The sequence below is a fragment of the Streptomyces sp. SID5910 genome, from assembly GCF_009862125.1.
Taxonomy (GTDB): Bacteria; Actinomycetota; Actinomycetes; order Streptomycetales; family Streptomycetaceae; genus Streptomyces.
The window spans coordinates 1-17,380 of the sequence record NZ_WWHX01000665.1 but is presented as its reverse complement, the minus strand read 5'-3'; the positions used below and the strand labels follow the sequence as shown (position 1 = coordinate 17,380).

Below are 17,380 nucleotides of genomic sequence, written 5' to 3'. Positions count from 1 at the left end.
GGCGCGTCCGGGGCGGTGGCGGGGGCGTCCGGTGAGTGCGGGCGGCGGCGGCCGGTGCGGGCGGTGGACGGTGGGTGCGGGGGCGCGCGGTGTGCGGCGGGTTCGCCGTGGTGCGCCGGGGCGCTTGCGTGGGTCGGGTACGGGAGTCGGGGAGGGCGGTCGGATGACCGAGGTGACGGCGGCGACGCGGGGTGGGGCGGCCGGGGCGGCCGGTGGGGTCTCTGGTGCCGGTGAGGGCGGTGCCGCCCCTGTGGCGGACGCGGCCGGCACGGCGCAGGGTGCGGACGCCGGGGGCCGCCGTGCGGTGGGGCGGGTGCCGGTGGTGCCCGGGTTCGCGCGGTGGCCCGTCGAGGGGTCGCCGAAGGCGCGGGGCAAGGCGCTGCGCGCCTCCGTCGCCCGGTCCGCGCACGCCGTGTTCGACCCCGACGCGGACCGGCCGGACGCGGTGAGCGCCGTCGAGGAGTCCAACCGGGGCCGGATACCGGGGCTGACCCCGATCCGGGCCGGGCGGATGGCGGCCACGCCGTTCGCCTTCCTGCGCGGGTCGGCCGGCCTGATGGCGTACGACCTGGCGCGCACGCCGGTGACCGGCATCGGCGCCCAGATCTGCGGCGACGCGCACGCGGCCAACTTCGGTCTGTACGGGGACGCCCGCGGCGGCCTTGTCATCGACCTGAACGACTTCGACGAGACGGTCCACGGCCCCTGGGAGTGGGACCTCAAACGGCTCGCCACCTCCCTGGTGCTCGCGGGCCGGGAGGCCGGCGCCGATGAGGACACCTGCCGGGAGGCGGCCCACGACGCGGCCGGCGCCTACCGGCGCACCATGCGGCTGCTGGCCCGCCTGCCCGCACTGGACGCCTGGAACGCCATCGCCGACGAGGAGCTCGTCTCCCACACCGACGCCCACGACCTGCTCGGCACGCTGGAGCGGGTGAGCGAGAAGGCACGGGCCAACACCAGCGGGCGGTTCGCGGCCCGCTCGACCGAGGCCACCGAGGACGGCGGGCGCCGCTTCGTGGACGCGCCACCGGTGCTGCGCCGGGTGCCCGACGAGGAGGCGGCGGCGGTCGCGGCCTCCCTGGAGACCTACCTGACCACCCTGTCCGAGGACCGGCTGCCGCTGCTGGCCAGGTACGCGGTGCACGACGTCGCCTTCCGCGTCGTCGGCACGGGCAGCGTGGGCACGCGGTCGTACGTCGTGCTGCTCCTCGACCACCGGGGCGAGCCGCTCGTGCTCCAGGTGAAGGAGGCCCGGCCCTCCGCGCTCGTGCCGCACCTGGCGGCGGCGGGCTTCCCGGCTCCCGAGGTCGCGCACGAGGGCCGCCGGGTGGTGCTCGGGCAGAAGCGCATGCAGGTCGTCAGCGACATCCTGCTCGGCTGGACCTCGGTCGACGGACGGCCCTTCCAGGTACGGCAGTTCCGCAACCGCAAGGGCAGCGTCGATCCGGCCGCCCTCGCCGCCGACCAGCTCGACGACTACGGCCGGATGACCGGCGCCCTGCTGGCCCGCGCCCACGCGCACAGCGCCGACCCGCGCCTGGTCGCCGGCTACTGCGGCAAGAACGAGGAGCTGGACGAGGCGGTGGCCGCCTTCGCCCTGACCTACGCCGACCGCACCGAGGCGGACCACGCCGCGCTGCTCGCCGCGGTGCGGTCCGGGCGCCTCGCGGCGGAGACGGGGGTGTGAGCGGGCCCGGCGGCGGGCCGGACGGTGCCGGTCGTCCGTGCCCTAGGCTGGTCGGGTGACGACCCCGGAAGCTGAGCCCGAGCAGGGTGGTGCGCCGCGGCCCGAGGAGCGGCTGGAGCAGGCCGTACGGGCCGCCGAGCAGGCGCTCATCGAGTACGAGATCGCCCTGGAGACCTTCCGCGTGGAGGTCGAGAACTTCTCCCGGCTGCACGAACAGCGGCTCGGTCCGGTGTACGCGCGGCTCGAGGAGCTGGAGGCGCAGATCCTGGAGGCCAGGGCGGCCCGCAGCGACGACCCCGAGGACCGCCGCCGGGCCGACGAGGCGCGGGCCCGGCTCATGCCGATCCCCGGGGTCGAGGAGCTGCTGCACGGCTGGATGGACGGGGACGGACTGTTCCCGGAGGCCACGGCGATGCTCACGGACCAGGCGGTGCGCCCGCCCAAGCGGGTCCGGCCGAGCGAGGAGGCCCGCAGGCTCTACCGCGAGCTGGCCCGCAAGGCCCACCCCGACCTGGCGCAGGAGGACGGCGAGCGGGCCCGGCGCGAGGAGTTCATCACCCGCGTCAACGCCGCCTACGCCCGCGGCGACGAGACCGAGCTGCGGAGCCTGGCCGAGGAGTGGGCCGCGGGTCCGGCGCCCGAGCGGCGCCCGAGCCGCGGCGACGAGCTGTATCTGCGCCTCGAATGGCTCGACCGGCGCAAGGAACTGCTCACCGTGCTCGCCAAGGAGCTGGAGGAGAGTGCGATAGGCGCCATGCTCCGGCTGGCCCCGGACGACCCCGACCGTCTGCTGGAGGAGATCGCCGAGCAGCTGGCGGCCCAGGTGGGCGAGCGGGAGGCCGAACTGGCGGAGCTGCTGGCGCAGTAGCCCCGCTCGACGGTGCGGATCCCCGGCCGCCCGCGTCCGTCGGTCGCGGGCAGCCGTCGTGGCGTACCGGCGCGGTGGTGTACCGCTGCTCAGAACCAGCCGCGTTCCCGGGCGAGCAGGGCGGCCTGGAAGCGGTTGGTGGCCTGAAGGCGGGTCATGAGGGACGCCACGTGCTTGCGGTAGGTGCGCACCGAGATGGCCAGGTCACGGGCGCCGCTCTCGTCCTTGTCGGCGGTGTAGAGCGACTTGAGGATCCTGCGCTCGATCTCGGTGGGCAGCTCGTCGTCCGGCGCCGGCAGCCCCTGCGCCATGGCCCACATGCGGTCGAACAGCGTGACCAGGGTGGCCACGAGGCCGGGCTCCCGGGTCAGCAGGGCGCCCTTGGCGGTGTGCGCCGGGTCGAGGGGGGTGAGGGCCGCGGCCCGGTCGCAGATGATCATGCGCTCCAGGGGCTGCTGCGAGATCCGGATCTCCGCGCCCTTGCCCGCCAGTTCGTGCAGGTAGGACATGGTGGCCCGGTCGTCCAGGGCGGGGGCGGCCATCAGGGTCCGCATGCGGACGCCCCGGCGCAGGACGCGCAGGTCGATGGGGCGTGAGAAGTCGGCCGACTCCCGGCTGATGATGCCGGTGGGGTTGGTGGTGAGGCTCTCGCTGCGGGCGAAGAAGGTCAACTCGTCGATGACGGCGCGGACGGCCTCCATGCCCTCGATCTGCTGGACGGTCGGGGCCTCCTCCGGCGGGCGCGGCGCCGGGGCGGTCGTCCGCTCCTGCTGGAGCGACTCGACCACGCCGCCCGTGCGGGCCGCCTGCTCCAGCTCCTCCTGAAGGGCGTCGAGCCGGTTGTCGATGAGGTGCTCGACGGCCCGCGCGGGGGCGATCGGGCGCAGCACGCCGGTGTGGGTGCGGATGGCCAGACCCAGTTCGACCAGGCGGTCGGCGGTCGGGGCGTCGGCCTGGGCGCCCGGCTCGTCGTCCTCGCGCACGCCCCGGCGCAACAGCCGGCGATAGGCGGCTTCCTCGGCCTCGGTCACGCCGAGGAAGTCGAGGCGTGGTGGTGGCACGGTCCCCCCTGTGTGCACGCGGCCTGTGCCGGTCGTTTTCCCAGGCATACACCGGGTTCCGCCCCTGGCGCCATGCCGGTGGACGGTGCCTGCGGCGGCCGGTGGTGCAGGAAGCGGCACAAGGGCGGTGCAGCAAGCTGCGCGCCGGTCGTCTCGTCCGGGGGCGGTCGTACCGCCAGAGTTGTTCCACGTCCGTCCTGAACCCCGTCCGGAGGAGAGAGCAGCATGAGTGAGACCGCCCGTACGAGCAGAACCGTCCCGATCGCCGCCCTCGTCATGGTGCTCTGCGGCGCGGAAGTCGCCGTGGTCGGCAGCGACATGGGCGACGCGGCCCGCTACGGTCTGGGCGCCGTCGTCCTGGCCGCTCTGCTCGCGGCCGTCTTTCAGCTGGGCCGGACCCTGCGCTCCTTCCGCTGAACGCGCGGCCTTTGTCCGTCCCGGCCCGCGCCCGGCGGGCCGGCCGCAGGCCCCGTCGCGTCGGGTAGCGTCGGGGGCATGAGTTTTGGAGCCGGTGTGCCCACGGTCGAGGTCACGGACCTCAAGGACGGCGACTTCCTGCTGGACGTCCGCGAGGACGACGAGTGGCAGGCGGGTCACGCCGCCGGGGCCCTGCACATTCCCATCAGCGAGTTCGTCGCCCGCTACGGCGAGCTGACCGAGGCCGCGCCCGAGGACGGCCGGGTCCACGTGATCTGCCGCTCCGGCGGACGCTCGGCCCAGGTCACCATGTACCTGGTCCAGCAGGGCATCGACGCCGTGAACGTCGACGGCGGCATGCAGGTGTGGGCCGCCGCCGGCCGGCCCGTCGTGGACGGGAAGGGCGAGCCGGGGCACGTCCTCTAGCCGTCCCCGCGCGGGGCACGGTCCCCCGGCCGCGGCGCGGGTGTGGTGACGGCCACTGCGCGGGCGGTCCGCCGGGGGCTGTGCCGACGGGCCGTCCTGAGTACCGTTCCCGTTCGAGCGTCGTGGAGCATCCGCACCGGTGGTGTCACGCGGCGCCCCCGCGGCAGGGCGGGCGGAGAGACGGACCGGGGAACGGGGCGGAATGGACGCGCACGACACAGGCTCGGACGCCCGGCGGGCGCCGGACGAGCCGGACCGGCCCGCCGAGCCGTCCGCCGCGCGCACCGGGCCTCCGGGGGCCGGGCCACCCGGCAGCACCGAGGCCCCCGCCGCCGGAGCCCCCCGTACCGGGGTCGCCGCCCTCTCCCCGCGCTACCAGGTCGGGGCCGTGCTCGCGCTCGCCGTCGTCGCGACCGCCGTCTGCGCCCACATCGGGCTGACCTTCCTGCACGTCGCCCCGGCGAACACCCTGTCCAAGCAGCACGGCTCCGTGGTCGACGAGTGGATCTACCCGGAGTTCGAGCAGAACTGGAAGCTCTTCGCGCCCAACCCGCTCCAGCAGAACATCTCCGTCCAGGTGCGCGCCGAGGTGAGCACGTCGGACGGCGGGGTCCGGACCACCGGCTGGTACGACCTGTCCGCCGAGGACGGCCGGGCCATCGACGGCAATCCGCTGCCGAGCCACACCCAGCAGAACGAGCTGCGCCGGGCCTGGGACTTCTTCCTCGCCACCCACGACTCCGGCAACCGCCCGGTGGGCCTGCGGGGCACCCTGTCCGAGACCTATCTGCGCCGTGTCGCGGTCCTGCGGCTGGACCGGAACGACGCCGCCGAACCGGACGGCACCGTCCGGCGCGTCCAGTACCGCTCCCGGACGACCAATGTGCCGCCGCCCGACTGGAGCGGCGAGACGGTGTCCGACCGGCCGGTGTACCGGGAGCTGCCCTGGTGGCAGGTGCCCGCCGCCGAGGCGGAGGGGGGCGTCGCGTGAACGGCCTCGCCCTGTCCCTCTCGCGCGGCATCGCCCGCGTCACCGGGTCGGCGCTCGGCCCGTACCAGACCGCGACGGTCCGCATCGGTTTCAGCGCGACCTGGCTGCTCTTCCTGCTCCGCGAGATCCCCCACCGCCACGAGCTGTACGGGCCGGACGGCCCCTGGAGCCGTGAGCTGGCCGAGCAGCTGATCTCGGACAACGGCGCGTTCACGGCGTTGATGTGGTGGGACGGCGCGGCCTGGTTCGAGGCCGTCTACGCGCTGTCCGTGCTGAGCAGCGTGCTGTTGCTGCTGGGGTGGCGGACGCGGACCACGTCGGTGCTGTTCATGGTCGGTGTGCTCTCGCTCCAGAACCGCAGCATCTTCATGGGGGACGGCGGCGACAACGTCCTGCACCTGATGAGCATCTACCTGGTCCTCACCCGCTGCGGCCGGGTGTGGTCGCTGGACGCGCGGCGGGCGCGGCGCGCGGGCGAGGCACGCGCGCGGGGGGAGCGCGTCGTGGACCGGACCGGGCCCGCCCTGTGGACGGTGCTCGGCTTCGCGCTGTTCCTGGTGACGCTGGCGGGCCGGCTCGACGGCGACCTGTTCGTCCCGGCGCTGCTGTGGGCGGTGTGGTCGGCGCAGGGCCTGTGGTGGGCGGTGGGGCGGTGGGCCAGGAGCGGCCAGCCGCGGATCCTGCTCGACGTCGTCGCCGACATCGTGCACAACGGCGCCCTGCTGGTGATCATGGCGGAGGCCTGTCTGATCTACGCGACCGCCGGCTGGTACAAGATCCAGGGCTCGCGCTGGCAGGACGGCACCGCCGTCCACTACCCCCTCCACCTGGACTACTTCTCGCCCTGGCCGGGCCTGTCCGAGGTGCTGGCCGCCAACGGCACGATGGTCATGCTCATCACGTACGGCACGGTCGCCGTGCAGGTCGCCTTCCCGTTCACGCTGTTCAACCGGCGGGTCAAGAACGTCCTGCTGGCCGCCATGATCACCGAGCACGCGGTGATCGCCGTGGCGCTCGGGCTGCCGTTCTTCTCGCTGGCGATGATCGCCGCCGACGCGGTCTTCCTGCCGACCTCGTTCCTGCGCCGCCTGGGCGGGTGGGCGGCACGCGCGCGGGGTCGTCTGGTGCGGCGCGGGGGCGGCCCGGGGAAGGTGCCGGCGCCCCGCGGCGCCCGGGAGGACGCCGGGCAGGCGCACGTAGGCTTCACGGCATGACCGACCCCGCCTCCGGGCCCCGCCCCGACGCCCTGTCCGTCTGGCGCGGGCACGCCGACGCGTGTGTGCTGCTCGACGGCTTCCACGCCCTCAAGCACGCCCTGCGGTTCGGCGCCGGCGTCCCGGTGGCCGTCACCAGCGACCGCGCGGGCGCCCTCGCCCTCGCCGACGAGCTGGCGCCGGACGTCCGTGAGGCGCTGGACGGGCTGCTGACCGAGGTGCCGCACCCGGTGTACACCTCCCTCGTCCCGCGCCCGCATCCCACCGCGGTGGCCGCCCTGGCCGTACGCCCCTCGCGCGAGGCCGCGCTGCGGACGCTGGCGCACACGCCCCGCACCAGCCCCGTCGTGGTCCTCGACCAGCCGCGCAACCTCGGCAACGCGGGGGCGGTGATCCGGCTGGCCGCCGGCTTCGGGGCGACCGGCGTGGTCACCACGGGCCCGCTCGACCCGTGGCACCCCACGGTCGTGCGCGGCGGGGCGGGGCTGCACTTCGCGACCGCCGTGGAGCGGCTGGACGTGGAGCGGCTGCCGCCCGGGCCGGTGTTCGCGCTGGACCCGGAGGGTGAGGACATCCGCGCTCTGAAGCTGCCCGACGACGCGCTGCTCGCGTTCGGCTCCGAGCGCAGCGGGCTGTCGAGCGAGCTGCGCGCGCGGGCCGATCACCTGGTGGCGCTGCCGATGCGCCCCCAGGTCTCCAGCTACAACCTCGCGACCAGTGTGGCCATGACGCTGTACCACTGGAGCGCCACCGGGGGCGCGCCGCCCAGGTCCCTCTAGCTCAGGCCTGGTGCCGGACCTCCACCACCCGGAAGCGGTTGGCGACGAACGCGCCGTCGCACAGGGCGGCGTTGGCCGCCGGGTTGCCGCCCGAGCCGTGGAAGTCGGAGAAGGCGGCCGTCTGGTTGACGTACACCCCGCCGGTCAGGTTCAGGGAGAGCTGGGCCGCCTCCTCCAGGCAGACCTCCTGCACGGCCTCCTCGACCTCCGGGTCGGTCGTGTAGGCGCCGACGGTCATCGCGCCCTTCTCGCGGATGCTGTGGCGCAGCAGGTCCACGGCGTGCCCGGCGGAGTCGACGGCGACGGCGAAGGAGACGGGGCCGAAGCACTCGCTGGTGTAGGCGGCCTCGTCGTCGGGCTTGGCGCCGTCCAGCTTGACGATCACCGGGGTGCGCACGGTCGCGTCCGGGAAGTCCGGGTTGGTGATCTCGCGGGAGGCGAGGGCGACCTCGCCGAGCCCGGCGGCGGCCTCCAGGCGGGCCTTGACGTCCGGGTTGACGATGGCGCCGAGCAGGGCGTTGGCGCGGGCGTCGTCGCCGAGGAGGCCGTCGACGGCGCGGGCCAGGTCGGCGGTGACCTCGTCGTAGGTCCTGTCGCCCTGGTCGGTGCGGATGCCGTCGCGGGGGATGAGCAGGTTCTGCGGGGTGGTGCACATCTGGCCGCTGTAGAGGGACAGGGAGAAGGCCAGGTTGGCGAGCATGCCCTTGTAGTCGTCGGTCGAGTCGACGATCACCGTGTTGACGCCGGCCTTCTCGGTGAAGACCTGGGCCTGGCGGGCGTTGGCCTCCAGCCAGTCGCCGAAGGAGGTCGAGCCGGTGTAGTCGATGATCCGGATCTCGGGGCGGGTCGCCAGGGTCTTGGCGATGCCCTCGCCGGGGCGCTCGGCGGCCAGCGCGACCAGGTTCGGGTCGAAGCCGGTCTCGGTGAGGACGTCGCGGGCGGCCTGCACGGTCATCGCGAGCGGCAGCACCGCGCGCGGGTGGGGCTTGACCAGGACCGCGTTGCCGGTGGCGAGGGACGCGAACAGGCCCGGGTAGCCGTTCCACGTCGGGAAGGTGTTGCAGCCGATGACCAGGCCGATGCCGCGCGGGACCGGCGTGAACCGCTTGGTCAGCGCCAGCGGGTCGCGCTTGCCCTGCGGCTTGGTCCACTCCGCGGTGTCGGGGGTGCGGACCTGCTCCACGTACGCGTAGGCCACCGCTTCCAGGCCCCGGTCCTGGGCGTGCGGGCCGCCCGCCTGGAAGGCCATCATGAAGGCCTGCCCGGAGGTGTGCATGACCGCCTGCGCGAACTCCATCGTCCGGTCGGCGATCCGCTTCAGGATCTCCAGGCAGACCACCGCGCGCACCTCCGCGCCCGCGTCCCGCCACGCCCTCTGGCCGGCCTTCATCGCGGGCAGCAGCACGTCGAGGTCCGCGTGCGGGTACTCCACGCCCAGCTCGATCCCGTACGGGGAGACCTCGCCGCCCACCCAGCCGTCGGTGCCGGGCTGGCCGAGGTCGAGGCGGGTGCCGAGCAGGGCGTCGAAGGCGGCCTTGCCCGCCGCCATGTCCAGGCTGCCGTTCTCCCCGTAGGCCTTGGGGTGCTCGGGGTGCGGGGACCAGTACGCGCGGGTGCGGATCGTCTCCAGCGCCTGGTCCAGCGTCGGCCGGTGCCGGTCGATCAGCTGGTGCGCGGTGAGTTCGGCGGCCATGCGGGACCAACTCCTCGTCTCACGAGCTCTCCGTCGAGTCGTGACCTGGGGGAAACCTGGGCAGAAACAAGCGGACACGGCTAGAGTAACCGAACGATCGGTCGGGACAAGGGGGACCGCCGCATCTGTGGAAAACCCCGTGCGGGAGGATCGCGCACATGACAGCACTCGACCTCAGCAGCCCCGTGGCCGTCGTCGGCACCGGCACCATGGGCCAGGGCATCGCCCAGGTGGCGCTGGTCGCGGGCCACCCCGTGCGGCTGTACGACGCGGCTCCCGGGCGGGCCCGGGACGCGGCCGACGCGATCGGCGCCCGGCTCGACCGGCTCGTCGAGAAGGAGCGTCTCACCGCCGCCGACCGCGACGCGGCCCGCGCCCGGCTGAAACCCGCCGAGGCCCTGGCCGAGCTCGCCGACTGCGCACTGGTCGTCGAGGCCGTCCTGGAGCGGCTGGACGTCAAGCAGGAGCTGTTCCGCGCGCTGGAGGACGTCGTCGGTGACGACTGCCTGCTCGCCACCAACACCTCCTCCCTGTCCGTCACCGCCATCGGCGGCGCGCTGCGCGTCCCGGGCCGCTTCGTCGGACTGCACTTCTTCAACCCGGCCCCGCTGCTGCCGCTGGTGGAGGTCGTCTCCGGGTTCGCCACCGACGCCGCCGCGGCCACGCGCGCGTACGAGACGGCCCGCGCCTGGGGCAAGACGCCGGTGGCCTGCGCGGACACGCCCGGTTTCATCGTCAACCGCGTCGCCCGGCCCTTCTACGCCGAGGCCTTCGCCGTGTACGAGGACCGGGGCGCGGACCCGGCCACCATCGACGCCGTGCTGCGCGAGTCGGGCGGCTTCAGGATGGGCGCCTTCGAGCTGACCGATCTCATCGGGCAGGACGTCAACGAGTCCGTCACGCACTCCGTGTGGGAGGCGTTCTTCCAGGACGTGCGCTTCACCCCGTCGCTCGCCCAGCGCCGCCTGGTCGAGTCCGGCCGCCTGGGCCGCAAGAGCGGGCAGGGCTGGTACGACTACCGCGACGGCGCCGAGCGGCCCGAGCCGCACACCGCCGAGCCGGCCGAGGCGCCGGCGTACGTGGTCGCGGTCGGCGACCTGGGGCCGGCCGGCGAGCTGATCGCCATGATCCGCGAGGCGGGTATCGAGGTCCGCGAGGAGGCGGAGGACCACGGCACCCGGCTGGTGCTGCCCGGCGGCGGCGAACTGGTCCTCGCCGACGGGCAGACCACGGCGGAGTACCAGGACGTGGTCAGCTTCGACCTCGCCCTGGACTACCGCCGGGCGACCCGCATCGCCCTGGCCGCCTCCCCGGACACCGCCCCGCGCACCCTGGCCGAGGCGACCGGGCTGTTCCAGGCGCTCGGCAAGAAGGTCAGCGTCATCGGCGACGTCCCCGGCATGATCGTGGCCCGCACGGTGGCGCGGATCGTCGATCTGGCCGTCGAGGCGGTCGCCAAGGGCGTGGCCGGCGAGGAGGACGTCGACACCGCGATGCGCCTCGGCGTCAACTACCCGCTCGGCCCGCTGGAGTGGAGCCGCCGGCTCGGCCGCCGCTGGGCCTACTCCGTCTTGGAGGACCTCCACCTGCGCGACCCCGGCGGACGGTACGCGCCGTCGCTCGCCCTCCACCGCCACGCGCACACCTCCGACCAGCGGGAGGGCAGCACCTCATGACCACCGCCAAGCGCGACACGTACACGCCCGAGACGCTGCTGTCCGTCGCCGTGCAGGTCTTCATCGAGCGCGGCTACGACGGCACCTCGATGGAGCACCTGTCCAAGGCGGCCGGGATCTCCAAGTCCTCGATCTACCACCACGTCACGGGCAAGGAGGAGCTTCTGCGGCGGGCCGTGAGCCGGGCCCTGGACGAGCTGTTCGGCATCCTCGACGAGGAGCACGCGCGCGTGGGGCCCGCCGCCGGACGGCTGGAGTACGTCGTGCGGCGCATGGTCGAGGTGCTCATGGCCGAACTGCCCTACGTGACGCTGCTGCTGCGGGTGCGGGGCAACACCGGCACCGAGCGCTGGGCGCTGGAGCGGCGGCGCGAGTTCGACCACCGGGTCGCCGAGCTGCTGAGGGCGGCGGCGGCCGAGGGCGACGTGCGCGCGGACGTGGAGGTGCGGCTCGCGACGCGGCTGGTCTTCGGCATGATCAACTCGATCGTCGAGTGGTACCGGCCCGACGGTCCCGACGGCCGCAGCGGCGCGGGCGAGCGCGAAGTGGTGGACGCGGTGGCGCGGTTGGTGTTCGCGGGGCTGCGCGGGACCTTCTGAGCCGTCCCGGGGCCGGGCCCGCCCGTGCTCAGCCCTGCGGCTCCAGGTCCTCCGTCTCGAACACCAGCAGCGTGCGAGTGCTGAGCACCTCCGGGATGGCCTGGAGGCGGGTGAGGACCAGCTCCCGCAGGGCCCGGTTGTCGGGCGTGTGCACCAGCAGCAGGACGTCGAAGTCGCCGCCCAGCAGGGCGATGTGGGAGGCGCCGGGGAGCTGCCTGAGCTGCGCGCGGACCGTGCGCCAGGAGTTCTGCACGATCTTCAGCGTGATGTACGCCGAGGTGCCGTGCCCGGCGCGCTCGTGGTCGACGCGGGCGCCGAAGCCGCGTATGACGCCGTCCTCGACGAGCCGGTTGATGCGCGCGTAGGCGTTCGCCCGCGAGACGTGCACCCGCTCGGCGACCGACCGTATCGAGGCGCGGCCGTCCGACTGGAGCATGCGCAGGATGTCCTGATCGATCGCGTCCAGCGGGCGCGGGGGCGGCGGGGCGCCGGCGTCGTCCGGGCCGCCGGCCTCTCCCGGGCGTTCGGCCATTTGTTCAGATGCCATGTGCCCCCGCCTTCCTACCATGGACGTACTGCGTCCATCTCAGGCCGTGGAGAACCGTTTGTCCACAGCCTGGGGGTGCCTGTAGCCAAAATGTGCCGACGACCGAACAATCGGTAGGTGAGGCCCGTCACACCCGTGCCGGGCCCCGAGCCGCTCCCACGAGGAGGTGCCGTCATGACGGTCATGGAGCAGCGGGGCGCGTACCGGCCCACACCGCCGCCCGCCTGGCAGCCCCGTACCGACCCCGCGCCGCTGCTGCCCGACGCGGAGCCGTACCGCGTCCTCGGCACGAAGGCCGCCGGGCAGCTGGACCCCGAGCTGCTGCGCACGCTGTACGCCCGGCTGGTCAGCGGCCGGCGGTACAACACGCAGGCGACCGCCCTGACCAAGCAGGGCAGGCTCGCGGTCTATCCGTCCAGCACCGGCCAGGAGGCCTGCGAGGTCGCCGCCGCGCTGGCCCTGGAGGAGCGCGACTGGCTCTTCCCGAGCTACCGCGACACGCTCGCGGTCGTCGCCCGCGGAGTCGACCCCGTCGAGGCCCTCACCCTGCTGCGCGGCGACTGGCACACCGGCTACGACCCCTACGAGCACCGGGTCGCCCCCCTGTCCACGCCGCTCGCCACCCAGCTGCCGCACGCCGTGGGCCTCGCGCACGCCGCCCGCCTCAAGGGCGACGACGTGGTCGCCCTCGCCATGGTCGGCGACGGCGGCACCAGCGAGGGCGACTTCCACGAGGCGCTGAACTTCGCCGCCGTCTGGCAGGCCCCGGTCGTCTTCCTCGTGCAGAACAACGGCTTCGCGATCTCCGTGCCGCTCGCCAAGCAGACCGCCGCCCCGTCGCTGGCCCACAAGGCCGTCGGCTACGGGATGCCCGGCCGCCTGGTCGACGGCAACGACGCCGCCGCCGTTCACGAGGTCCTCTCCGACGCCGTGCGCCGCGCGCGCGAGGGCGGCGGACCCACGCTGGTGGAGGCGGTGACGTACCGGGTCGAGGCGCACACCAACGCCGACGACGCCACGCGCTACCGCGGCGACGCCGAGGTCGAGACCTGGCGCCGGCACGACCCGGTCGAGCTGCTGGAGCGGGAGCTGACCGAGCGCGGCCTGCTCGACGAGGAGCGTGTCTCGGCCGCCCGCGAGGCCGCCGAGGCGATGGCCGCAGACCTGCGCGCCCGGATGAACCAGGACGCGGAGCTCGACCCGATGGATCTCTTCGCGCACGTCTACGCCGAGCCCACCCCGCAGCTGCGCGAGCAGCGGGACCTGCTGCGCGCGGAGCTGGCGGCCGAGGCCGAGACCGCGTCCGGGGCGTCCGAGGGGGGACACCGATGACCACCGTCGCCGTCAAGCCGGCCACCATGGCGCAGGCCCTCACGCGGGCGCTGCGCGACGCCATGGCCGACGATCCGGCCGTGCACGTCATGGGCGAGGACGTGGGCGCCCTCGGCGGTGTCTTCCGGGTCACCGACGGGCTCGCCGCCGAGTTCGGCGAGGACCGCTGCACGGACACCCCGCTCGCCGAGGCCGGCATCCTCGGCACCGCGGTCGGCATGGCGATGTACGGGCTGCGCCCGGTCGTGGAGATGCAGTTCGACGCCTTCGCCTATCCGGCGTTCGAGCAGGTCGTCAGCCATGTCGCCAAGATGCGCAACCGCACCCGCGGCAAGATGCCCCTCCCCCTGACCATCCGCGTGCCCTACGGCGGCGGCATCGGCGGCGTCGAGCACCACAGCGACTCGTCCGAGGCGTACTACATGGCGACTCCGGGGCTCCATGTCGTCACGCCCGCGACCGTCGCCGACGCCTACGGGCTGCTGCGGGCGTCCATCGCCTCCGACGACCCGGTGGTCTTCCTCGAACCCAAGCGGCTGTACTGGTCGAAGGACACGTGGAACCCGGAGGAGCCGGCACCCGTTGAGCCCATAGGCCGCGCGGTGGTGCGGCGCTCGGGCCGGAGCGCCACGCTCATCACGTACGGGCCGTCGCTGGCCGTCTGCATGGAGGCGGCCGAGGCGGCCCGGGCCGAGGGCTGGGACCTCGAGGTCGTCGATCTGCGCTCCCTGGTGCCGTTCGACGACGAGACGGCGTGCGCCTCGGTGCGGCGGACGGGACGCGCGGTCGTCGTCCACGAGTCGGGTTCCTTCGGGGGCCCGGGCGGGGAGATCGCGGCCCGGGTCACGGAGCGCTGCTTCCACCATCTGGAGGCGCCGGTGCTGCGCGTGGCCGGGTTCGACGTCCCGTACCCGCCGCCGATGCTGGAGCGTCACCACCTGCCCGGTGTGGACCGGATCCTGGACGCCGTGGGGCGCCTTCAGTGGGAGGCCGAAAGCTGATGGCACAGGTGCTGGAGTTCAAGCTCCCCGACCTCGGTGAGGGGCTCACCGAGGCGGAGATCGTGCGCTGGCTGGTCGAGGTCGGCGACGTGGTCGTCGTGGACCAGCCGGTCGTCGAGGTCGAGACGGCCAAGGCGATGGTCGAGGTCCCCTGCCCCTACGGCGGTGTGGTCACCGCCCGCTTCGGCGAGGAGGGCGCGGAGCTGCCCGTCGGGGCGCCGCTGCTGACGGTGGCGGTGGGCGAGGAGGCCTCCGGCCCGGGCGGACGGGGCTCGGGCACCGGGGCTGGGAGTGCCGGGGCCGGGAGCGCCGGGGAGCCTGCGGCGGAGCAGCCCGGGGGCGGGCGGGCCGAGGGCTCGGGGAACGTCCTGGTCGGGTACGGCACGTCCGAGGCGCCCGCGCGGCGCCGCCGGGTACGGGCGGACGGGCGGGCGGTCACCGCGGCCCCCACGGCTCCCGTGGCCCACGGGTCTGCTGCTGGTCCTGCGTCTCCCGTGGCCCACGGGTCTACTGCCGGCCCTGCGTCTCCCGTGGCCCACGAGTCGTCCGCTGCCCACGCGTCTCCCGCGTCCGGCGGGGCGAACGGCCGGGTGCGTGCCGCCGAGCCGGTGGACGGGCCGGTCCCCGTGATCTCCCCTCTCGTGCGCAGGCTCGCCCGCCAGAACGACCTGGACCTGCGCGAGCTGACCGGTTCCGGCCCGGACGGGCTGATCCTGCGCGCGGACGTGGAGTACGCGCTGCGTGCCGCCGCCGCGCGGGGCGGCCGTACGGCGGCCCAGGAGGCCGAGGCGCACGCGGCGGAGGCGGGCCGGGTGCCCGTGTCGTCCGCGCCGCGTCCCGGTGGTGTCCGCACCCCGCTCAAGGGAGTGCGGGGCGCCGTCGCCGACAAACTCTCCCGCAGCCGGCGCGAGATACCGGACGCGACCTGCTGGGTGGACGCCGACGCGACGGAGCTGATGCGGGCGCGCGCCGCGATGAACGCGGCGGGCGGACCGAAGATCTCCCTCGTCGCGCTGCTGGCCCGGATCTGCACGGCCGCGCTGGCCCGCTTCCCCGAGCTGAACTCCACGGTCGACACGGAGGCCCGCGAGGTCGTCCAACTCGACGAGGTCCACCTCGGGTTCGCCGCCCAGACCGACCGGGGGCTGGTCGTGCCGGTCGTCCGGGACGCGCACGCGCGGGACGCCGAGGCGCTCACCGCAGAGTTCGCCCGGCTGACCGAGACGGCCCGGGCCGGCCGGCTGACGCCCGGTGAGCTGACCGGCGGCACCTTCACGCTGAACAACTACGGCGTGTTCGGCGTCGACGGCTCCACGCCGATCATCAACCACCCCGAGGCGGCCATGCTCGGCGTCGGCCGCATCGTCCCCAAGCCGTGGGTGCACGAGGGCGAGTTGGCGGTGCGTCAGGTCGTGCAGCTCTCGCTCACCTTCGACCACCGGGTGTGCGACGGCGGCACGGCGGGCGGTTTCCTGCGGTACGTGGCGGACTGTGTGGAACAGCCGGCGGTGCTGCTGCGCACCCTGTGACGGGAGTGCCCGCGCACGCACGCTGATCGCGCGGGCTCCCCCGCGTTCCCTGTGATCGCGCGGGCACGCATACTCGGGGGGTGACCGCGTACGAACCCCCGGGCGACCCCGGCGCAGGCACCGACCCCGTGCCGGGGCAGGCGCCCGCCGTGTACGACGCCGTGGTGCTCGCCGGCGGCGCCGCCCGCAGGCTCGGCGGAGCGGACAAGCCCGGTCTGCGCGTGGGCGGACGTGCCCTGCTCGACCGGGTGCTCGCCGCCTGTGCCGGCGCCCGCACCACCGTCGTCGTCGCCGATCCCCGGCCCACCGCGCGGCCGGTGACCTGGGCCCGCGAGGAACCGTCCGGCGGCGGGCCCCTCGCCGCGCTCGACGCCGGTCTGCGGCACACCACGGCCGAGCACGTCGTGGTGGTCTCGGCCGACCTGCCGTTCCTCGCGGGGCCGACCGTAGGCCGGCTGACGGTGGCCCTCGCCGCGAGCGACGCCGACGGCGTGCTGCTCACCGACGCCGACGGCCGCGACCAGCCCCTCGTCGCCGCGTACCGGGCGCCGGCACTGCGCCGCGGACTCGCCGCGCTCGCCGGCGGCCGACGGGAGCTCACCGGGCTGCCGCTGCGGCGGCTGACCGACGGTCTGCGTCTTACTCGCGTCCCCGACGCCGTCGCCTCGTTCGACTGCGACACCTGGGACGACATCGCCATCGCCAGGGCACGCATCAGGGAGCATGGGCACGTGTTGGATGAATGGATTTCCGCAGCCAAGGACGAGCTGGGCATCGACCTGGACGTCGACACCCGCGTCCTGCTCGACCTCGCCCGGGACGCCGCCCACGGGGTGGCCCGGCCCGCGGCTCCGCTGACCACCTTCCTCGTCGGCTACGCCGCCGCGCGGGCCGGCGGCGGCACCGAGGCCGTCGCCGAGGCCGCGCAGAAGGCCGCCGCCCTCGCCCAGCGCTGGGCGGAGGAGACGGACGCGGCCCGCGCGGAGGGCAAGGCGGAGGGCAAGGCTGGCGCGGCCCCCGTGGAGGGCAAGCCGGACGTGGCCCCCGGCGCCGTCCCCGACACGCGCCCGGACGCCTGATGACCTCCCCCGGCACACGGTCCGGCGAGGAGGCGGAGGACCTGGACGTCGAGGAGGCGCTGGCCCTCGTACGGGAGAAACCCGACCCGGCCTCCGGCGCCCGCCGGGCACCGGCCTCCGGCGGGCGGTCGTCCGCGCCCGCCGACCGGACGCCCGACCAGACCTCCGCGTCAGACGGCCGCGCTCCCGTGCCCGGCGATTGGGCTCCAGCGTCAGACGGTCGCGCTCCCGCGCCCGGCGATTGGGCTCCAGCGTCAGACGGTCGCGCTCCCGCGCCCGGCGATTGGGCTCCCGCGCCAGACGGCCCCGCCTCCGCGCCCGGCGCCTGGGCCCCCGCACCCGACGGCGGCGCCCCCGTCCCCGGTGACCGTGTCCCCGGTGACGACACGCACCCCGGGCACGACGCCCACCCGGGCCCCGGCCCCCACCGGCACGGCACCCCGCACGCCGGGATCCGCACCGCCCCCCACCGCCCGGC

Annotated in this window: 16 protein-coding genes; 13 read left to right on the top strand and 3 right to left on the bottom strand. The window is 74.7% G+C overall.

What is annotated here, in order from left to right; genetic code table 11:
- The first annotated feature begins 163 nt into the window (after window positions 1-163).
- Together GTW67_RS23220 and GTW67_RS23215 are read left to right on the top strand one after the other, a co-directional pair.
- Window positions 164-1,690, top strand: coding sequence for a DUF2252 domain-containing protein (locus tag GTW67_RS23220; RefSeq protein ID WP_202437589.1), 1,527 nt, complete (start codon window positions 164-166; stop codon window positions 1,688-1,690).
- 55 nt (window positions 1,691-1,745) lie between these two features.
- Window positions 1,746-2,558: a J domain-containing protein gene (locus GTW67_RS23215; protein WP_161166735.1), complete on the top strand. Its 813-nt coding sequence runs from the start codon at window positions 1,746-1,748 to the stop codon at window positions 2,556-2,558.
- Window positions 2,559-2,647: 89 nt separating this feature from the next.
- On the opposite strand, the gene GTW67_RS23210 is transcribed toward GTW67_RS23215, so the two are convergent.
- Entirely contained in the window at window positions 2,648-3,619 is a 972-nt protein-coding gene (locus GTW67_RS23210; RefSeq protein ID WP_161166734.1) for a helix-turn-helix domain-containing protein, read from the bottom strand.
- Window positions 3,620-3,844: 225 nt separating this feature from the next.
- On the opposite strand from GTW67_RS23210, the gene GTW67_RS23205 reads away from it, so the two are divergent.
- From GTW67_RS23205 to GTW67_RS23185, 5 genes are all read left to right on the top strand, one after another.
- The gene (locus GTW67_RS23205; protein WP_161166733.1) at window positions 3,845-4,036 is read left to right on the top strand and encodes a hypothetical protein; all 192 of its coding nucleotides are present in this window, start codon (window positions 3,845-3,847) and stop codon (window positions 4,034-4,036) included.
- A 96-nt stretch (window positions 4,037-4,132) separates the two neighbouring features.
- Window positions 4,133-4,462, top strand: a complete 330-nt coding sequence (locus GTW67_RS23200) for a rhodanese-like domain-containing protein (protein WP_161166738.1) — start codon at window positions 4,133-4,135, stop codon at window positions 4,460-4,462.
- 202 nt (window positions 4,463-4,664) lie between these two features.
- Window positions 4,665-5,453 carry a DUF5819 family protein gene (locus GTW67_RS23195; protein WP_161166732.1) on the top strand — a complete coding sequence of 263 codons (789 nt, stop codon included), beginning with the start codon at window positions 4,665-4,667 and terminating at the stop codon, window positions 5,451-5,453.
- Window positions 5,450-6,667, top strand: a complete 1,218-nt coding sequence (locus tag GTW67_RS23190; RefSeq protein WP_161166731.1) for an HTTM domain-containing protein — start codon at window positions 5,450-5,452, stop codon at window positions 6,665-6,667. The genes GTW67_RS23195 and GTW67_RS23190 overlap by 4 nt, the downstream gene beginning before the upstream one ends.
- Window positions 6,664-7,446: a TrmH family RNA methyltransferase gene (locus GTW67_RS23185; RefSeq protein WP_161166730.1), complete on the top strand. Its 783-nt coding sequence runs from the start codon at window positions 6,664-6,666 to the stop codon at window positions 7,444-7,446. Before GTW67_RS23190 ends, GTW67_RS23185 begins: the two co-directional genes overlap by 4 nt.
- Window position 7,447: 1 nt before the next feature.
- Here the strand turns inward: GTW67_RS23185 and paaN are convergent, their stop codons facing one another.
- Window positions 7,448-9,139, bottom strand: a complete 1,692-nt coding sequence (gene paaN / locus GTW67_RS23180; RefSeq protein WP_161166729.1) for a phenylacetic acid degradation protein PaaN — start codon at window positions 9,137-9,139, stop codon at window positions 7,448-7,450.
- A 158-nt stretch (window positions 9,140-9,297) separates the two neighbouring features.
- On the opposite strand from paaN, the gene GTW67_RS23175 reads away from it, so the two are divergent.
- A complete protein-coding gene (locus GTW67_RS23175; protein ID WP_161166728.1) occupies window positions 9,298-10,815 on the top strand; it encodes a 3-hydroxyacyl-CoA dehydrogenase in 1,518 nt (505 codons plus the stop codon).
- A complete protein-coding gene (locus tag GTW67_RS23170) occupies window positions 10,812-11,414 on the top strand; it encodes a TetR/AcrR family transcriptional regulator (protein WP_161166727.1) in 603 nt (200 codons plus the stop codon). Before GTW67_RS23175 ends, GTW67_RS23170 begins: the two co-directional genes overlap by 4 nt.
- 28 nt (window positions 11,415-11,442) lie before the next feature.
- Here GTW67_RS23170 and GTW67_RS23165 read toward each other — a convergent pair whose 3' ends face one another.
- The gene (locus GTW67_RS23165) at window positions 11,443-11,946 is read right to left on the bottom strand and encodes an Lrp/AsnC family transcriptional regulator (RefSeq protein WP_161166737.1); all 504 of its coding nucleotides are present in this window, start codon (window positions 11,944-11,946) and stop codon (window positions 11,443-11,445) included.
- 189 nt (window positions 11,947-12,135) lie between these two features.
- On the opposite strand from GTW67_RS23165, the gene pdhA reads away from it, so the two are divergent.
- From pdhA to mobA, 4 genes are all read left to right on the top strand, one after another.
- Window positions 12,136-13,293 carry a pyruvate dehydrogenase (acetyl-transferring) E1 component subunit alpha gene (gene pdhA, locus GTW67_RS23160; protein ID WP_161166726.1) on the top strand — a complete coding sequence of 386 codons (1,158 nt, stop codon included), beginning with the start codon at window positions 12,136-12,138 and terminating at the stop codon, window positions 13,291-13,293.
- Window positions 13,290-14,294, top strand: a complete 1,005-nt coding sequence (locus tag GTW67_RS23155; RefSeq protein ID WP_161166725.1) for an alpha-ketoacid dehydrogenase subunit beta — start codon at window positions 13,290-13,292, stop codon at window positions 14,292-14,294. Before pdhA ends, GTW67_RS23155 begins: the two co-directional genes overlap by 4 nt.
- A complete protein-coding gene (locus tag GTW67_RS23150; protein WP_161166724.1) occupies window positions 14,294-15,823 on the top strand; it encodes a dihydrolipoamide acetyltransferase family protein in 1,530 nt (509 codons plus the stop codon). The genes GTW67_RS23155 and GTW67_RS23150 overlap by 1 nt, the downstream gene beginning before the upstream one ends.
- A gap of 80 nt (window positions 15,824-15,903) precedes the next feature.
- Window positions 15,904-16,902, top strand: a complete 999-nt coding sequence (mobA, locus tag GTW67_RS23145; RefSeq protein WP_524539814.1) for a molybdenum cofactor guanylyltransferase — start codon at window positions 15,904-15,906, stop codon at window positions 16,900-16,902.
- Window positions 16,903-17,380 lie beyond the last annotated feature (478 nt).

Excerpts from the sequence above, each read along its gene's own strand:
- GTW67_RS23220 (WP_202437589.1), top strand. The coding sequence starts at position 164 with ATGACCGAGGTGACGGCGGCGACGCGGGGTGGGGCGGCCGGGGCGGCC.
- GTW67_RS23205 (WP_161166733.1), top strand. The coding sequence starts at position 3,845 with ATGAGTGAGACCGCCCGTACGAGCAGAACCGTCCCGATCGCCGCCCTC.
- GTW67_RS23195 (WP_161166732.1), top strand. The coding sequence starts at position 4,665 with ATGGACGCGCACGACACAGGCTCGGACGCCCGGCGGGCGCCGGACGAG.
- GTW67_RS23185 (WP_161166730.1), top strand. The coding sequence starts at position 6,664 with ATGACCGACCCCGCCTCCGGGCCCCGCCCCGACGCCCTGTCCGTCTGG.
- paaN (WP_161166729.1), bottom strand. The coding sequence starts at position 9,139 with ATGGCCGCCGAACTCACCGCGCACCAGCTGATCGACCGGCACCGGCCG.
- GTW67_RS23175 (WP_161166728.1), top strand. The coding sequence starts at position 9,298 with ATGACAGCACTCGACCTCAGCAGCCCCGTGGCCGTCGTCGGCACCGGC.
- GTW67_RS23170 (WP_161166727.1), top strand. The coding sequence starts at position 10,812 with ATGACCACCGCCAAGCGCGACACGTACACGCCCGAGACGCTGCTGTCC.
- GTW67_RS23165 (WP_161166737.1), bottom strand. The coding sequence starts at position 11,946 with ATGGCCGAACGCCCGGGAGAGGCCGGCGGCCCGGACGACGCCGGCGCC.
- pdhA (WP_161166726.1), top strand. The coding sequence starts at position 12,136 with ATGACGGTCATGGAGCAGCGGGGCGCGTACCGGCCCACACCGCCGCCC.
- GTW67_RS23155 (WP_161166725.1), top strand. The coding sequence starts at position 13,290 with ATGACCACCGTCGCCGTCAAGCCGGCCACCATGGCGCAGGCCCTCACG.
- GTW67_RS23150 (WP_161166724.1), top strand. The coding sequence starts at position 14,294 with ATGGCACAGGTGCTGGAGTTCAAGCTCCCCGACCTCGGTGAGGGGCTC.